The organism is Synechococcus sp. WH 7805 (assembly GCF_000153285.1).
Classification (GTDB): domain Bacteria; phylum Cyanobacteriota; class Cyanobacteriia; order PCC-6307; family Cyanobiaceae; genus Synechococcus_C.
Map to the genome: position 1 here is coordinate 1,101,960 of NZ_CH724168.1, position 14,910 is coordinate 1,116,869.

The 14,910-nt window shown below is 57.9% G+C and carries 17 protein-coding genes, 1 tRNA gene and 1 rRNA gene; 9 read left to right on the forward strand and 10 right to left on the reverse strand.

The genetic code is table 11. The annotated features are described in order from the left end of the window. Window positions 1-144 precede the first annotated feature (144 nt). Window positions 145-1,628 (reverse strand): 16S ribosomal RNA (locus WH7805_RS05925). Between the two features lie 678 nt (window positions 1,629-2,306). On the opposite strand from WH7805_RS05925, the gene WH7805_RS05935 reads away from it, so the two are divergent. Then, window positions 2,307-3,803: a glycoside hydrolase 100 family protein gene (locus WH7805_RS05935; protein ID WP_006042104.1), complete on the forward strand. Its 1,497-nt coding sequence runs from the start codon at window positions 2,307-2,309 to the stop codon at window positions 3,801-3,803. Between the two features lie 84 nt (window positions 3,804-3,887). On the opposite strand, the gene petD is transcribed toward WH7805_RS05935, so the two are convergent. Together petD and petB are read right to left on the reverse strand one after the other, a co-directional pair. Next, the gene (gene petD / locus WH7805_RS05940; protein WP_006042105.1) at window positions 3,888-4,370 is read right to left on the reverse strand and encodes a cytochrome b6-f complex subunit IV; all 483 of its coding nucleotides are present in this window, start codon (window positions 4,368-4,370) and stop codon (window positions 3,888-3,890) included. Window positions 4,371-4,444: 74 nt separating this feature from the next. After that, a complete protein-coding gene (gene petB, locus WH7805_RS05945) occupies window positions 4,445-5,101 on the reverse strand; it encodes a cytochrome b6 (RefSeq protein WP_006042106.1) in 657 nt (218 codons plus the stop codon). A 67-nt stretch (window positions 5,102-5,168) separates the two neighbouring features. Between petB and ctpZ the strand changes: the two genes are divergently transcribed. From ctpZ to WH7805_RS05975, 7 genes are all read left to right on the forward strand, one after another. Further along, a complete protein-coding gene (gene ctpZ, locus WH7805_RS05950; protein ID WP_006042107.1) occupies window positions 5,169-6,464 on the forward strand; it encodes a carboxyl-terminal processing protease CtpZ in 1,296 nt (431 codons plus the stop codon). Further along, complete coding sequence (locus tag WH7805_RS05955) at window positions 6,465-7,742, forward strand: HD domain-containing protein (RefSeq protein WP_006042108.1); 1,278 nt, start codon at window positions 6,465-6,467, stop codon at window positions 7,740-7,742. Continuing rightward, window positions 7,739-8,404, forward strand: coding sequence for a septum site-determining protein MinC (gene minC / locus WH7805_RS05960; protein ID WP_006042109.1), 666 nt, complete (start codon window positions 7,739-7,741; stop codon window positions 8,402-8,404). The genes WH7805_RS05955 and minC overlap by 4 nt, the downstream gene beginning before the upstream one ends. A gap of 70 nt (window positions 8,405-8,474) precedes the next feature. After that, window positions 8,475-9,290, forward strand: coding sequence for a septum site-determining protein MinD (gene minD, locus WH7805_RS05965; protein WP_006042110.1), 816 nt, complete (start codon window positions 8,475-8,477; stop codon window positions 9,288-9,290). Between the two features lie 5 nt (window positions 9,291-9,295). Then, complete coding sequence (gene minE / locus WH7805_RS05970) at window positions 9,296-9,577, forward strand: cell division topological specificity factor MinE (protein ID WP_006042111.1); 282 nt, start codon at window positions 9,296-9,298, stop codon at window positions 9,575-9,577. Window positions 9,578-9,612: 35 nt separating this feature from the next. Continuing rightward, a complete protein-coding gene (locus tag WH7805_RS13840) occupies window positions 9,613-9,858 on the forward strand; it encodes a response regulator transcription factor (protein ID WP_006042112.1) in 246 nt (81 codons plus the stop codon). Then, window positions 9,849-9,920: transfer RNA gene (locus WH7805_RS05975), tRNA-Thr, on the forward strand. Before WH7805_RS13840 ends, WH7805_RS05975 begins: the two co-directional genes overlap by 10 nt. Window positions 9,921-9,940: 20 nt before the next feature. On the opposite strand, the gene WH7805_RS14705 is transcribed toward WH7805_RS05975, so the two are convergent. The 5 genes from WH7805_RS14705 to WH7805_RS05995 form a co-directional block, all read right to left on the reverse strand. Then, complete coding sequence (locus tag WH7805_RS14705; RefSeq protein WP_006042113.1) at window positions 9,941-10,111, reverse strand: hypothetical protein; 171 nt, start codon at window positions 10,109-10,111, stop codon at window positions 9,941-9,943. A gap of 4 nt (window positions 10,112-10,115) precedes the next feature. Continuing rightward, window positions 10,116-10,715 carry an L-threonylcarbamoyladenylate synthase gene (locus WH7805_RS05980; protein WP_156783630.1) on the reverse strand — a complete coding sequence of 200 codons (600 nt, stop codon included), beginning with the start codon at window positions 10,713-10,715 and terminating at the stop codon, window positions 10,116-10,118. 20 nt (window positions 10,716-10,735) lie between these two features. Beyond that, window positions 10,736-11,635 (reverse strand): peptide chain release factor N(5)-glutamine methyltransferase, encoded by a 900-nt coding sequence (gene prmC / locus WH7805_RS05985; RefSeq protein WP_006042115.1) that lies wholly within the window; start codon window positions 11,633-11,635, stop codon window positions 10,736-10,738. 9 nt (window positions 11,636-11,644) lie between these two features. After that, window positions 11,645-12,490, reverse strand: coding sequence for a DNA-processing protein DprA (locus WH7805_RS05990; RefSeq protein WP_232198968.1), 846 nt, complete (start codon window positions 12,488-12,490; stop codon window positions 11,645-11,647). A 267-nt stretch (window positions 12,491-12,757) separates the two neighbouring features. Further along, on the reverse strand, window positions 12,758-13,210 hold the full coding sequence (locus tag WH7805_RS05995) for a thioesterase family protein (RefSeq protein WP_006042117.1): 453 nt from the start codon (window positions 13,208-13,210) through the stop codon (window positions 12,758-12,760). A gap of 52 nt (window positions 13,211-13,262) precedes the next feature. Here WH7805_RS05995 and WH7805_RS06000 point away from each other — a divergent pair, with 52 nt between their 5' ends. Continuing rightward, window positions 13,263-14,111: a universal stress protein gene (locus WH7805_RS06000; RefSeq protein ID WP_006042118.1), complete on the forward strand. Its 849-nt coding sequence runs from the start codon at window positions 13,263-13,265 to the stop codon at window positions 14,109-14,111. A 24-nt stretch (window positions 14,112-14,135) separates the two neighbouring features. Here WH7805_RS06000 and psbM read toward each other — a convergent pair whose 3' ends face one another. Continuing rightward, window positions 14,136-14,240, reverse strand: a complete 105-nt coding sequence (psbM, locus tag WH7805_RS06005) for a photosystem II reaction center protein PsbM (protein WP_006042119.1) — start codon at window positions 14,238-14,240, stop codon at window positions 14,136-14,138. Between the two features lie 58 nt (window positions 14,241-14,298). Continuing rightward, window positions 14,299-14,787, reverse strand: a complete 489-nt coding sequence (locus tag WH7805_RS06010; RefSeq protein WP_006042120.1) for a 2Fe-2S iron-sulfur cluster-binding protein — start codon at window positions 14,785-14,787, stop codon at window positions 14,299-14,301. Window positions 14,788-14,910 lie beyond the last annotated feature (123 nt).

Here is a 14,910-nt window from a genome sequence, read left to right on the forward strand (position 1 = left end):
TAGGAACTAAAAATCTCCACCATCCTCACTTGCATCGCTGCAAATTTGATGGCTTCAAAGCTGAGGTACCGATCGACCTAAGGTGACAGGATTTCGGCCTAAGAATAAAATACTCAGACATCAAAATCGTTGTTTGTCTCCCTGTTAGGAGGTGATCCAGCCGCACCTTCCGGTACGGCTACCTTGTTACGACTTCACCCCAGTCATCAGCCCCACCTTCGACGTCCTCCTCCACAAGGGTTGGAGTAACGGCTTCGGGCGTGGCCAACTTCCATGGTGTGACGGGCGGTGTGTACAAGGCCCGGGAACGTATTCACCGCAGTATGCTGACCTGCGATTACTAGCGATTCCTCCTTCACGTAGGCGAGTTGCAGCCTACGATCTGAACTGAGCCACGGTTTATGAGATTTGCTTGTCCTCGCGAACTTGCTGCTCTTTGTCCGTAGCATTGTAGTACGTGTGTAGCCCAGGATGTAAGGGGCATGATGACTTGACGTCATCCACACCTTCCTCCGGTTTATCACCGGCGGTCTCTCTAGAGTGCCCAACTAAATGCTGGCAACTAAAGACGTGGGTTGCGCTCGTTGCGGGACTTAACCCAACATCTCACGACACGAGCTGACGACAGCCATGCACCACCTGTCACTGCGCTCCCGAAGGCACCCTCTCGTTTCCAAGAGGTTCGCAGGATGTCAAACCCTGGTAAGGTTCTTCGCGTTGCATCGAATTAAACCACATACTCCACCGCTTGTGCGGGCCCCCGTCAATTCCTTTGAGTTTCACACTTGCGTGCGTACTCCCCAGGCGGAACACTTAACGCGTTGGCTACGACACCGAGGGGGTCGATTCCCCCGACACCTAGTGTTCATCGTTTACGGCCAGGACTACAGGGGTATCTAATCCCTTTCGCTCCCCTGGCTTTCGTCCATGAGCGTCAGTTATGGCCCAGCAGAGCGCCTTCGCCACTGGTGTTCTTCCCGATATCTACGCATTTCACCGCTACACCGGGAATTCCCTCTGCCCCTACCACACTCGAGCCCAACAGTTTCCACTGCCATGATGGAGTTAAGCTCCACGTTTTAACAGCAGACTTGAAGGGCCGCCTGCGGACGCTTTACGCCCAATAATTCCGGATAACGCTTGCCACTCCCGTATTACCGCGGCTGCTGGCACGGAATTAGCCGTGGCTTATTCCTCAAGTACCGTCAGATCTTCTTCCTTGAGAAAAGAGGTTTACAGCCCAGAGGCCTTCATCCCTCACGCGGCGTTGCTCCGTCAGGCTTTCGCCCATTGCGGAAAATTCCCCACTGCTGCCTCCCGTAGGAGTCTGGGCCGTGTCTCAGTCCCAGTGTGGCTGATCATCCTCTCAGACCAGCTACTGATCGATGCCTTGGTGAGCTCTTACCTCACCAACTAGCTAATCAGACGCGGGCTCATCCTCAGGCGAATTCATTTCACCTCTCGGCATATGGGGTATTAGCGGCCGTTTCCAGCCGTTATCCCCCTCCTGAGGGCAGATTCCCACGCGTTACTCACCCGTCCGCCACTCACCCGAAGGTTCGTTCGACTTGCATGTGTTAAGCACGCCGCCAGCGTTCATCCTGAGCCAGGATCAAACTCTCCGTTGTAGATCATTTCCTCTTGAATGCTCGCGCATCCTCAAAATGATTTGCTTCACCCATTCATCAGCACTGGCGTACTGATCACAGTTGATGCCTCCTTCCTCTGACAGAAGGGTTCAAAAGAGTGCACTTAGAATCTCTCCTTCGTGACTTTCCAGGATCTCAGATCCGGTTGTTGCTCCACATTGCGCACACCGACAACTCAAAAGCTCGTGAAAACTTTCAAGTTGTAAGCACAATGCTTCTTCGCAACGAATTGTTGTTGACGGGACCTCACACCTTCATCGCTCTTTCATTCATCACTCACTCCTCAACTTCTCAGTTGATTCATCAGCAACAAACGCGATGAAAGCGTCAGTTCCTAAACTTTTCAGTTGTCCAGGTTCTGCCGTCGCGCTCCCTTGCAGAAGCGGTTGGCGGTGCGGTCTCGCGACCGCTTGTGAAACTTACAACACCGTGGGATCGCTCCCCTTTGGCCTTGTAAGCACTTCCAAACACTACAAGCTCACGCCCTTCATGCTTGAAAGCTGCGCTTCAGGCCTCAGCCCCCCGCGCAGTCCATAACCATAACACCTCCCACCCCCTCTCAAGCAACTACAAACCCAAACAGCGCATCTCCAGACTTGCTTCCACTGGCGAGAACAGGAGTCATCACTAGGTTTCGGGGATCTCCGGAGGAGAACCATGGCCGGACGGTTCAGCCAGCAGAACCAGAGGGTGCGCCCGAGTTCCAAAGAGGATCAGGTTGTTCTGAAAGCCCGCGAGCATTTCGAGCGCACCCTGATTCCTGTGCGCGGACAACTCGCTGGAAGCGTCGCAGCCCTCGAGCACCCTCGTCACGACGAGGCTCTCAACTACGGCGAGATTTTCCTGCGCGACAACGTGCCGGTGATGGTCTATCTGCTCACGCAGAAACGCTTCGACATCGTCAAACAATTCCTGAGTATCTGTCTCGATCTACAAAGCACCACGTATCAAACCCGAGGGGTTTTCCCCACAAGCTTCGTGGAGGAGAAAGGCCAATTGATCGCCGACTACGGGCAGCGTTCCATCGGTCGCATCACATCGGTTGACGCAAGCCTTTGGTGGCCGGTTCTGTGCTGGATGTATGTGAAATCCAGTGGAGACGAAGAGTTCGCCTCCAGCCAGGCGGTTCAACGGGGCGTGCAGCTGCTGCTCGACCTTGTGCTGCATCCCACGTTTGAGGGCACTCCGGTGCTCTTCGTGCCGGACTGTGCCTTCATGATTGATCGTCCGATGGACGTTTGGGGAGCACCGCTCGAGGTGGAAGTCCTCCTTTATGGCTCACTGCGTTGCTGCGCCCAGATCATGGAGCTTGGACGAAAGCATCACGGCAGTCGGCTGCTGGATCAACGGCTCATACTGACCCGGCAATGGGTTCATGATCTACGTCAGTTCCTGCTCAAGCACTACTGGGTCACCAGCAAAACCATGCAAGTGCTGAGACGACGCCCCACGGAACAGTACGGAGACAACCAGCACCAAAACGAATTCAACGTTCAACCTCAGGTGATTCCCGACTGGCTGCAGGACTGGCTTGAAAATCGCGGCGGTTACCTCATCGGCAACATACGCACGGGCCGACCCGACTTCCGCTTTTACAGCCTGGGAAATTCACTCGGCTGTCTCTTCGGACTGCTCACGGCTCCTCAACAGCGCGCCCTATTCCGACTGACGCTGCATAACCGTGATCACCTAATGGCCGAAATGCCGATGCGCATCTGCCATCCACCGATGGAAAGCCTGGAATGGCAGAACAAGACCGGCTCAGACCCAAAGAACTGGCCCTGGAGTTACCACAACGGTGGGCACTGGCCAAGCCTTCTCTGGTTTTTCGGCAGTTCCATCCTGTTGCATGAGCGACGCCACCCCCATGCCGATGTGTTGCTTATGGGGCAGATGAAAGCTTTGCTCGAGGAGTGCTACTGGAGTCATCTCAACCAGTTGCCCAGGCAACAATGGGCTGAATACTTTGATGGTCCAACCGGTACGTGGGTCGGACAGCAATCAAGGACTTATCAGACCTGGACCATCGTTGGCTTTCTATTGCTTCACCAATTTTTACGGGTCAATCCCGATGATGTTCTATTGCTCGACCTCGACGAGGGTGCCGTTCCCGATCCTGACTCAATTGATAGTCCAGTGAGGCACAACGATTAAAGGCCGTGGCACGAGAGGATGCATCAAAACAGAAAAGCCCGGTCAAAGACCGGGCTTGATGTCGAACTGAAGAGATCAGGACGTTCAGAACAATCCAAGGGTGAGGGATTTGTCGATTGGCAGAGCAGCACCAATACCGAGGTAGATCGTGGTGACGGTTCCGAACAGGAACACAGCCATGGCCACCGGACGGCGGAAAGGATTCTGGAACTTATTGAAGCTCTCGATGAAGGGAACCAGCATCAGTCCCAAAGGAACCAGAGTCTGCAAAGCGATTCCAAGCAGTTTGTTTGGAACAACACGCAGGATCTGGAAAACCGGGTAGAGGTACCACTCGGGAAGAATTTCCAGGGGAGTGGCAAAGGGATCAGCCTTATCACCCAACATTGCAGGGTCAAGGACGGCAAGACCGACCACGCAAGCAATCGTTCCGAGGATGACAACTGGGAAGATATAGAGGAGATCGTTAGGCCAGGCCGGCTCTCCGTAATAGTTGTGTCCCATACCCTTGGCGAGCTTGGCACGCATCTTGGGATCTGAGAGATCCGGCTTCTTGAGAATGTGCATGGATCAGCGGGAGATGAAAAAACCTTAGACAGACCTGAATGACCTGATCAGGAACGATCAGAGACTGAAACGGATCACAACGGACCGGAGATGCCCTGCTTCCGGATCATCAGGAAGTGCATGAGCATGAACACTGCAAGCAGCCAAGGCATCACGAACGTGTGAAGGCTGTAAAAGCGAGTCAACGTTGACTGACCCACACTCTCGCCGCCACGGAGCAGTTCAACCATGAAATCACCGACCACAGGAATGGCAGCCGGAACACCCGACACGATTTTCACGGCCCAGTAACCAACTTGATCCCAGGGGAGGGAGTATCCGGTCACTCCGAAGGAAACCGTGATCACGGCCATCGTCACGCCGGTCACCCAGGTGAGCTCACGTGGACGCTTGAAACCACCGGTGAGATACACACGGAAGACGTGCAGGATCAGCATCAGCACCATCATCGAGGCGCTCCAGCGGTGCACCGAACGGATCAGCCATCCAAAGCTCACGTCAGTCATGAGGTACTGAACGGAGCTGTAAGCCTCAGCAACGGTCGGCTTGTAATAGAAGGTCATCGCAAACCCAGTGGCGAACTGGATCAGGAAGCAGACCAAGGTGATACCACCCAGGCAATAGAAGATGTTGACGTGAGGGGGCACGTACTTGCTGCTGATGTCATCAGCAATGTCCTGAATTTCAAGACGTTCCTGGAACCAGTCGTAGACGGGTGAGGAGTTCGCCATGCAGTTATGGGCTTGGATTGCGAGAGTCTACCGACGACACTGAGGAAGGCGCGCAAGAATGAAGCCAATGTTGCCGACTGTTAACAGCTGGTCAAATCAGTTGCAACGCCTTGCATCTGGCCTGTTCATCGGTGTGTTGATCAGCCTGCTTGCCGCACCTCAGGCCCTCGCTCTCAATGACGCCCAGCAGCTGGTGGTGGAGAGCTGGCGTCTTGTGAATCAGAGCTACGTCGATCCTGAGACGTTCGAAACAATCCGCTGGAAGCGGCTGCGTCAGAAAGCACTGGAAAACACCATCGAAACCAGTGAGCAGGCGTACAGCGCCATCGAAACCATGCTGCTGCCCCTGAATGACCCTTACACGCGGTTGCTCAGGCCTGACGACTACACCGTGATGAAAGCCAGCAACGAGGGAAGCCTCAGTGGTGTGGGATTGCAACTCGGACATCCGCCTGACGGGGACGCCATCGTGGTGATTGCTCCTCTCGAGGGCTCGCCCGCGGCCGATGCCAGCGTCGTCAGTGGGACCGAAATCCTTGCCGTGGATGGCGAAGGTGTCGACGCTCTCGGGCTGGAAGCGACCGCAGCTCGCCTTCGGGGAACCGTGGGCAGTCAAGTTCTGGTGACGTTGATGTCTCCCGAGGGAGAACGCAAAGAGATCAGCCTTGAAAGGCGAACCATTGACCTCCGGCCTGTGAGGACACGCCGCCTGCGCAGTGATGCCCACACCCTGGGCTACCTGCGCATCACGCAGTTCAGTGAAGGCGTTCCTTCCCAAGTGAGGGCAGCTCTCGAAGAGCTTTCCGACAAGAACGTTGAAGGACTCGTGCTGGATCTCCGGAACAACTCCGGTGGGTTGGTGAGCGCCGGACTGGCGGTGGCTGATGTGTTCCTGGATCAGGAGCCGATCGTGGAAACACGCAATCGCGACGGAATCGCCGATCCCATTCAGTCAGGCCCTGGGGAGCTGTACAGCGGACCGATGGTGACCCTTGTCAACAGTGGAACTGCAAGTGCCAGCGAAATCCTGGCAGGCGCACTCCAAGACGATGGACGATCTCTGCTGCTTGGGGATCACACATTTGGAAAAGGACTGATTCAGACCCTCACCAACCTGAGTGATGGCAGTGGTCTGGCTGTCACGGTGGCGGGGTATGTCACCCCAAGCGGACGGGACATCCAAGGGCAAGGCATCCAACCCGACCGGATCCTGGATCAACCAGAACCTCTCAACCCCGGAGGCGAAGGCGATCGCTGGCTGAATGACGCCGAGCGAGTGCTTCAGGCACTAATCGAACAGGAGCATCCGAGCGACCAGATCCAGCCTCTGGACAGCACAGACGTGGCATCGCAACCAAGCTGAATGGCATCCCGCACGTACCACGACCCACTGCATCGAGGCATCAGCCTCGATGCGAGAGATCCAGCGGAAGCCATGGTTCTCTCGCTGGTGGACTCATCACCGTTTCAACGATTACGCCGGATCCGGCAGCTCGGACCAGCGTTCCTCACCTTCCATGGAGCCGAGTCGAGTCGATTCACCCATTCCCTTGGTGTGTTTTCCATTGCGCGACGGGCAATGGAAAGGCTCAAAACGCTGGATCCCTCACTAGAGCAGCAACGGGGTGTTCTCTACGGGGCCGCTCTGCTGCACGACCTGGGGCATGCCCCGCTGAGCCACACCGGGGAAGAGATGTTCGGCACCCACCACGAGCAGTGGTCTGCGCAGGTGATCCGAGAGCATCCTCAGATCCGGGATTCCCTGGAGAATTACGCCACAGGTACCGCTGATGCGGTTGCGGATCTCCTCGAACATGGCCAGGCAGAACGCGGGGTGATCAAATCCCTGGTCAGCAGCCAGCTGGATTGTGATCGCCTCGACTATCTGCTGAGGGACAGCTACAGCACCGGTGCTCGGTATGGGCAGCTTGACCTCGATCGCATTCTTGCCGCTATCACCCTTGCCCCTGATGGAGAGCTGGCCATTCATCCGAAAGGATTAATGGCGGTGGAGCACTACTTGGTGGTTCGCAACCTGATGTACCGCAGCGTTTACAACCACCGGCTGAACGTGATGTGCAACTGGTTGCTGGAGCGTCTCATTCAGGAGGCTCGCCATCTCGGTCCAGACCGCATCTGGGCGGATTCCACGATGCACCGTTGGCTGTGGAAGACCGAACGACTTGATCTCGAGAGCTACCTCGCCAACGACGACCTTCGCGTCGGCTATCACCTGCAGCGCTGGCAGGCCGATGCCCCTGCCCCCCTGGCGAGCCTGTGCGATCGCTTTCTCAATCGCCGGCTGCTGAAAGCCCTCGATGTGAGTGCACTTCACTCTTCCGATCGACTGGAACTGCTCGCTGCCGCTCAAACAATGTCGGAAGCAGCTGGACTGGAGCCCACCCTCTGCTGCGGGCTGCGGCAACATCAGCTTCACGGCTATCACCCCTACCGAGGAGGCCTGCGGCTCTGGGATGGGCATAGCCTGCAGGCTTTAGAGCAGGAGTCAGCACTCGTGAGCAGCTTGGCCACGCCAGCGGAATCGGCCTGGTTGATCCACCCCCGGGAGATCGCCGCCGAGCTGAAGGCCAGGGTGAGACAGGAGATCTCGCCTCTTCAAGCAGGAAACGGCTGGCGATGAAAGCGGCGTCCCCGTCACAGGCCCAACGTGTCCTGATCCTCCCGCCCCACAAGAGCTGTCACTGGAATCAGTGGGTTCCGGACCAAAGGGAATCTCTACCGGTGGGATCCGTCGACCTCGACATGGGTGACTGGTCGATGGGTTGTCGAGAGCTCACTGAACTCATGGAGGCCCTCGGGCGAGAGGGATACACAGTGCAGCAGATCATCACCCACTGCCCCAAAACGCAGATCGGAGCCGCTGCTCTTGGTTTTCCGACTGGCCTCCGGCCGATGGCAGACACAGACGAAGAGACCGGTGGAGCCAAAACCGATGAAAGGCGAGGAGACCTGCGGATTCACCGGGGAACCCTTCGATCCGGGGATCACCTCAGCAGCGAGGGGCATGCGCTGGTGATTGGGGATGTCAACCCAGGAGCTTCCGTTACTGCTCAGGGCAATGTCTACGTTTGGGGCCGCCTGCGCGGACGCGCCCATGCCGGGGCCGCTGGAAACCTGTCGGCACGGATCATCGCACTGCAGCTGAGGCCGCTGCAGCTGCGCATTGCCGACCTTGTCGCCAGAGGTCCGGAAGAGCCTCCGATGGCCGGACAGGCTGAACAGGCTTGCATCCGGGATGGTGATATTGCCATCGAGCCGGCCCGGCCTCCCTTCACGGGATGATCAAGCGAATCACCGGAAAAGGTTATTAGCCGATCGAAGCCATTAATGTGGCCCAACCAACCGGGACCCCGTGACGATTTCGCGAACGATCCTGATCTGCTCAGGCAAAGGAGGCGTTGGTAAGACAACGCTCACTGCCAATCTCGGCATCGCACTCTCCAGGCAGGGTGCGCGCACGGTGGTGCTGGATGCTGATTTTGGACTGCGAAACCTTGATCTACTCCTCGGCCTCGAAAACCGGATCGTGTACACAGCCCAGGAAGTACTGGCTGAAACATGCCGCCTAAACCAGGCCTTGGTGAAGCACAAACAAGAGCCGAATCTCGCCTTGCTGCCGGCGGGAAATCCACGAATGCTCGAGTGGCTGAAACCTGAAGACATGCAAGCCATCGTCGGCATGCTCTCCGAACGCTTCGATTACGTCCTCATCGACTGTCCTGCAGGCATCGAAGACGGATTCAAGAATGCTGCGGCCGCTGCCAAAGAAGCCATCGTGATCACAACGCCCGAGGTATCAGCGGTGCGGGATGCAGACCGCGTGATCGGTCTGCTGAACACGCGGGGAGTCACTCCCGTGCAGCTCGTCCTCAACCGGGTTCGCCCCCGGATGATGGCCAATCAAGAGATGCTTGCTGTCGACGATGTCACCGACATCCTGGCGCTGCCACTGCTGGGCCTCGTTCTCGAGGATGAGCAAGTGATTGTGAGCACGAACCGAGGGGAACCGCTCACCCTTAACGGCAGTGCGTCGCCTGCAGCAAGGGCCTACACGAACATCGCCCGACGCCTTCAGGGTGAGGACGTGCCGTTGATGGATCCCGCTCGGGAAGGGCGAACGGGACTGCGTGCCAAGGTTCGCCGAATGATGCAAACCAAGATCTTCTGAACGCCATGACTCTTCAGGACCTTCTGGATCGAATTCTTGGTCGCCAGCCGGCCAGTGCCACAACGGCCAGAGAACGCCTCCAGCTCGTACTGGCTCACGATCGCAGCGATCTGAGTCCCGAGCAGTTGGATCAGATGCGCCGTGAAATTTTCGAGGTCGTCGCCAAATACGTCGACGTCGATCTTGAGGAGGGTGATGTCACTCTCGAAACCGAAGATCGCGTGACAGCCCTTGTGGCCAATCTGCCGATCCGGCGATCCATGGCCTCCTCGAAACCTGGCGGCTGAACCGTGGAATCCTCGCGGCAGCGAGACCCTTCGGCATGGCGCATTCAGCCAACCTCACCCAGGCAGAGATCGGCGTGATTCAGCTTCTGCTCCATGGCATGTCCAACAAAGCCATGGCCAAGACCTTGATGATCAGCATTCGAACCATCGAGAGTCATATCAGCCATGCGCTCATGAAAACAGGCTGCCGCTCGCGTTTGGAACTGGTTCTCTGGTGGCTGAGTCAATCAAAAGATCCCCACGGTCAACCCATCGGTAAACTTCCCTCAATGCCGGCTTAGCTCAGCGGTAGAGCAGCGCTTTTGTAAAGCGAAGGCCGTCGGTTCAAATCCGTCAGCCGGCTTCCAAAGGGAAATGAATCCTTCAGGGACGATCGCGATCACGGTGCCCAGCAAGGAGCCATACCCCTGTGAAGGCGAACAGCCAGGGCAGCACGTTCAGCTCAAACAGCGGGGTAAGGAGACGAATCACCGGCTCAAGAAGCCAGTGAAAGGCCGTCTGGAGAACAAGCACGAGCGCTACCAACCAGAGCATCGCGTTAAGAGGTGCCGTTTGGAATCATCACAGCGCCCTGTCGCAGCGTCTGCCAGCACCCCGGGGAGATCCACTTCAGAACGGTGCTGGCCAGACCCGATGGTTGGGGCCACGGCAAAGGGGCAAGCAGGGGAAGAGCTGGGAACGCCGCGGCCGCTTGCTCGGCGCTGCAACTGGGAGTTCCGCCGGATCGGTTGGCGCTCGTGGTAGCCAATGGACCACAGCGTGCAAGGAGAGAACGGGTCACTGCACAGGCAGGAATCCTCATGCCAAGGGTGTCTTGGCCGGGATTGAGGTGATTCGTCAGCGTCCCTTCGGCGGGTAGAACCAGCGTGAGCGGCCCAGGCCAGTAACGATCAGCCAGAGGCCGGGCATCCTCCCTGGCGATAACGGTGGTGAGGTCGAGTAGAGCGCTGACCTCTGCCGCCATCAGAATCAACGGTTTGTCCTGAGGGCGTTGTTTCAACGTCCAGATCTGGGCCGCTGAGGAAGGAGTGCATGCCAATGCCGGAAGCGTATCCGTGGGCAAGAGTGCAGCGCCCCCGCCGCAAAGGTGCCCGGCAATCTCCTCAACTGCCATCAATTGTCCATCTAACGGCGTCATGGCCATCGCCTGGAAAGATCTCACCCTCGCAAGGGACGCTGTGCCAATGCGAAGCGCATCACACCCTGAAGGTCAGGCCTGGCCTGGGGGGCATCGAGGCCCGCATCGCGCATCAGCATCAGAACATCATCGCTCTGGTCGTGGTGGTGCTCCACCAACAGCCATCCCCCTGGGGCAAGCGCCCTTGGCGCTTTATCAATGATGGCGCGTAAGCAATCCAGCCCGTCATCACCGCCCGAGAGGGCCAAATGAGGTTCATGGTCACGAACCACCGGGTCGAGACCATGAAGCTGAGTGCGAGGGATGTATGGAGGATTGGAAAGCACCAGATGCAACATGCCCCACAAGTGACGCAAGGGCTCCCACCAGCTGCCCTGATGCAGCGTCCATCCGTTCGAAGGCGCGAGTGACCGCAGGTTCACCCGCGCCAGGTCAAGAGCCTCGGCACTGAGATCGACGGCGTGTCCTTCCCAGCGAGGCAAAGAGCGGGCAAGCGCCACAGCAATGGCTCCACTTCCCGTACCGAGATCAGCCCAGAACCCGGCCTGAGGGAGAGCATCTGAATCGGAGTGCTTCAGGCACTGAAGAGCTAGGTCAATCAGAAGCTCGGTCTCCTGGCGAGGGATCAGCGCTGCTGCGCTGACCTGCAACTCCACATCACGCCATGGACATCGGCCCACCAGGTGCTGCAGGGGGACATGCTCCGTGACATGGCGATGCCACAACGATTCCAATTCAGTGAGGGATGCAGCGAGATAAACGGTTGATTCCGGCAGGATGCGCATCTTCTGCAGTGCAGCCCAGCTGAGATCGCCCTGCATCATCAGCAGCCAGTCGAAATCAACAGCTCGCCCACCCTGCGCAAGCTTGGAGCGGCGCCAGGCGAGCAGGTCTTGCGCGGAACAACGCGTTGTTTGCATGGGCAGAACCTAAACGGAGCGCCAGCGCAGGCCTGGCATCGGCATCACGACGCCGGCAAGCTCTAATTGCATCAAGGTCTGGGCGATGTGCTGGGGATCCTCCTGAAGACACCTCGCCATCTGCTCGAGAGTGGCACCGTCATTCACTTGCTGGAGGAGCCTCTCTTTAGAAGGATCCAAGCCCGTGGGGCTGACCATCGAGTCCTGGCAGGGAACGGGGCCAGGTCCCAACGCATCAATGAAAGCCCCGAGATCAACCAGAGCGGAAGCCTTCCCTTGCAGGAGTGCATTGCTGCCCTGCGCGGAGTGACGCAGGGCATCGCCTGGAACCACCCAGAGCGGACGTGCCATCGACTCAGCGATGGCCGCGGAATGCAAAGCACCACTCGCCTTCGGACACTCGACAATCACCACAGCCCTGGCGACAGCCACCAGGAATCGATTCCTGAGGGCGAACGTCGATCTCTGCACCCTGGCGTGATCCCTGAGCTCAGTGAACAGGAGCCCATTCTCCGCGACGGACTGCTGCAACCCACGATGGTCGTGGGGATAGACCCTGTGCAATGGCGTGCCGAGAACCCCAACAGGCACCCCTTTGGATTGAACACAGGCTCGATGAACAGCAGCATCAATACCCTCTGCGAGCCCACTCACCACCGGCCACCCTGCGAAGGCGAGGGCACGCCCAAGCGCCTCCGCCATGCGCAGCCCATGCGCCGACGGTCGACGGGTACCAATCACAGCCACCGCCTGACGGCTGGAGAGCAGAGGCCAAAGATCACGGCGGCCACACCACTGCAAAGAAAGAGGCGGGCGATCGAGATCAAGTAGGGACTCTGGCCAGAGTGAGTCCATCGGCAGCAAAGCATGACCTGGAACCGTGACACTGCCCGGTGATCGGCACTCTTTGCGGTATCTCGCCAGGGAGCCAAGCAATGACTCTGGCCAGCCAAGGACGTTGCGAAACCTGGAGAGAGGCCAAGCCCAGAGATCAGCCAACCCACAGCCCATCTCACAAGACAAATCTGCAAGCTGTCGCATCCGCGAGGGGCCGATGCCAGGACAACCCGCCCATACCCACCACCAAGCCCGATCCAACAGTCAAAACAAGTACACCTGTACTTATTTTGACTGTTCTTTTCTGCGGCCTGTCAACGTCTCGAAAACTTTCGCGACCTCCTCAGGGGGGTGTCGTACGACCTTGAGCGTGCTTTGCACTTGAACGAGAACCAGTTCAACCGTTGCGTCTGCCACGCACACGCCAGCGCGAATGAAGCGCGTTGTCCAGGGCCAGCGCACACCAAGCTGAGGCTGAGGCACTGACTCCAGCACAACCTCATCACCAAGCCGCAAGGCCTCTCGATAGCGGATTTCAAGACGTACCACCGGCATGTCCAGCCCCGCGGCGACAAAACGCTGGTAAGGAAAGTCAATGACATTGAGAGCCTCAACCCTGGCCTCCTCGAGCCATGCCACATATCCCCCGTGCCACATCACGCCACCGTGATCGGTGTGCTGTGGAAGCACACGTTTAAGCAGACGGAACGGAATCGCCGTAACGCTCTCATTCACCATCGAAAAGCCTCAACGAAACAGCCATAGGCTGCTGCATGTCTGAAGCAATGCAGTGTTCAAGAACCTGTTGATCGCCGATTCCGGCAAAGGCCACGTCGAGGAAATGGTCCGCATGCTGCGTGACCTGCCCGCGTTTCAGACAGCGAGGGTGAATTTGCTGCACGTGGTGTCCGAACAGAGCAAGGACAACTCAGACCAGCACTGGACCACGGCTGGCAGCCTGTTGGCCAAGGCCGTTGAAAAGCTGGGCCTCAACCCAGGTGACGTGAATTCGATCATCCGGCAGGGAGACGCCAAACAAACCGTTCTCAAGGTGGCTGACGAACTGGACGCGGATCTGATTGTGATGGGCTCCCGCGGCCTGGGACGCCTGCAGTCGATCCTTGCCAATAGCGCCAGTCAGTACGTTTTTCAGCTATCGACGCGCCCCATGCTGTTGGTCCGCGACGACCTTTATGTGCGGCATATCAATCGGGTCTTGGTGACCATCGACGGCACTGGCGTTGGGGACGACGCCCTTCGGCTGGCCTGCGAAATGGTGAGGGATATCCCCGGGGGACAACTCACAGGCGTTCACGTTTCACGGACTGAACCGACCCCATCGCGAGGGGCCTCAGGGTCCAGTGACACACTGCTCGACCAAGCCGTCCAGAGGGCACGCATGCTCGGAGTAACACTTAACCCTCTGCATGTCACGGATGCGGATGTGGGCAAAGGGGTTTGCCGAGCCGCAGAAACAATCCAAGCCGATCTAGTTGTGCTCGCCTCTCAAGATCGACGCCCGCTCGTAGCAAGGGGTTTGGTTGATCTCGACAAGCTTCTGGGTGGATCCGTCAGTGACTACATCAGAGTGCATGCCCCTGCGCCAGTGTTGCTCGTACGCGAACCAGAGAGGAGCTAACCCTTTCAGTCAGCAAGGAGGGACTCAACCCTCCCTGCTGTTGGTTTGGATAAACAGAATGATCAAGAAAACGGTCGGCACAAGCACAAACAGCAGGCTGGCCACGAAACCGAGGTCGTTGGTTTCCATGAACGATCGAGAACCTGATGGAACGTATCACCGCTAGGAAGGCTTCGACACGAACCCATCACGGCTCGTCACCGGGTGTAGCAGGAGCGTCTGTGGATGACTGCTTTTGAAGATCCTCATCATCGCCAGCCCCTTCATCGTCATCCTCACTGCTTTCCACCACAGGCCATGCCGTGGGCCCTGGCGGTAGAGGTGCACTGAGAGCCGCCTCAATGCGTCGGCGCTGATCACCCATCGACACCTGCGGCCTTGTGAGGATGACAACGGAACGTTCAACGAGAGCCTGGCAGGCGAGTCTCCAACTACCAGGCCGGCGGCGGAGCTTGGAATCCTCTACAGCTGTTCGGCCAGAGAGGGAGTTGGCGGCCGCCTGATCCCCTTTGACCTCAACAAAACAGGTAATGCACTGCCCACATCCACCACAGTTCCCCAGCTGGCCTTTCAGGCCATACAGCTGTATTCCCTCCCTAAGAGCCACGTCGCGGAGGTTCTCTCCCGGATAGCACTCCACGTCGCGACCTTCACGTACAAACCGGATCACAGGCATGGAAACTCCTGGAGGAGGCGCAAGCACAGCGCCAAAACTCCATCACTTTGGGCCCTGAAGTTGCGTTTTGTAACCCCCCGCCTCGACTCATGCAAGCCATTGGAACCGCAGGGAAGACGGGAC

Coding starts and splice junctions, on each gene's coding strand:
- WH7805_RS05935 (WP_006042104.1), top strand. CDS start 2,307: ATGGCCGGACGGTTCAGCCAGCAGAACCAGAGGGTGCGCCCGAGTTCC.
- petD (WP_006042105.1), bottom strand. CDS start 4,370: ATGCACATTCTCAAGAAGCCGGATCTCTCAGATCCCAAGATGCGTGCC.
- petB (WP_006042106.1), bottom strand. CDS start 5,101: ATGGCGAACTCCTCACCCGTCTACGACTGGTTCCAGGAACGTCTTGAA.
- ctpZ (WP_006042107.1), top strand. CDS start 5,169: ATGTTGCCGACTGTTAACAGCTGGTCAAATCAGTTGCAACGCCTTGCA.
- WH7805_RS05955 (WP_006042108.1), top strand. CDS start 6,465: ATGGCATCCCGCACGTACCACGACCCACTGCATCGAGGCATCAGCCTC.
- minC (WP_006042109.1), top strand. CDS start 7,739: ATGAAAGCGGCGTCCCCGTCACAGGCCCAACGTGTCCTGATCCTCCCG.
- minE (WP_006042111.1), top strand. CDS start 9,296: ATGACTCTTCAGGACCTTCTGGATCGAATTCTTGGTCGCCAGCCGGCC.
- WH7805_RS13840 (WP_006042112.1), top strand. CDS start 9,613: ATGGCGCATTCAGCCAACCTCACCCAGGCAGAGATCGGCGTGATTCAG.
- WH7805_RS14705 (WP_006042113.1), bottom strand. CDS start 10,111: ATGCTCTGGTTGGTAGCGCTCGTGCTTGTTCTCCAGACGGCCTTTCAC.
- WH7805_RS05980 (WP_156783630.1), bottom strand. CDS start 10,715: ATGACGCCGTTAGATGGACAATTGATGGCAGTTGAGGAGATTGCCGGG.
- prmC (WP_006042115.1), bottom strand. CDS start 11,635: ATGCAAACAACGCGTTGTTCCGCGCAAGACCTGCTCGCCTGGCGCCGC.
- WH7805_RS05990 (WP_232198968.1), bottom strand. CDS start 12,490: ATGGACTCACTCTGGCCAGAGTCCCTACTTGATCTCGATCGCCCGCCT.
- WH7805_RS05995 (WP_006042117.1), bottom strand. CDS start 13,210: ATGGTGAATGAGAGCGTTACGGCGATTCCGTTCCGTCTGCTTAAACGT.
- psbM (WP_006042119.1), bottom strand. CDS start 14,240: ATGGAAACCAACGACCTCGGTTTCGTGGCCAGCCTGCTGTTTGTGCTT.
- WH7805_RS06010 (WP_006042120.1), bottom strand. CDS start 14,787: ATGCCTGTGATCCGGTTTGTACGTGAAGGTCGCGACGTGGAGTGCTAT.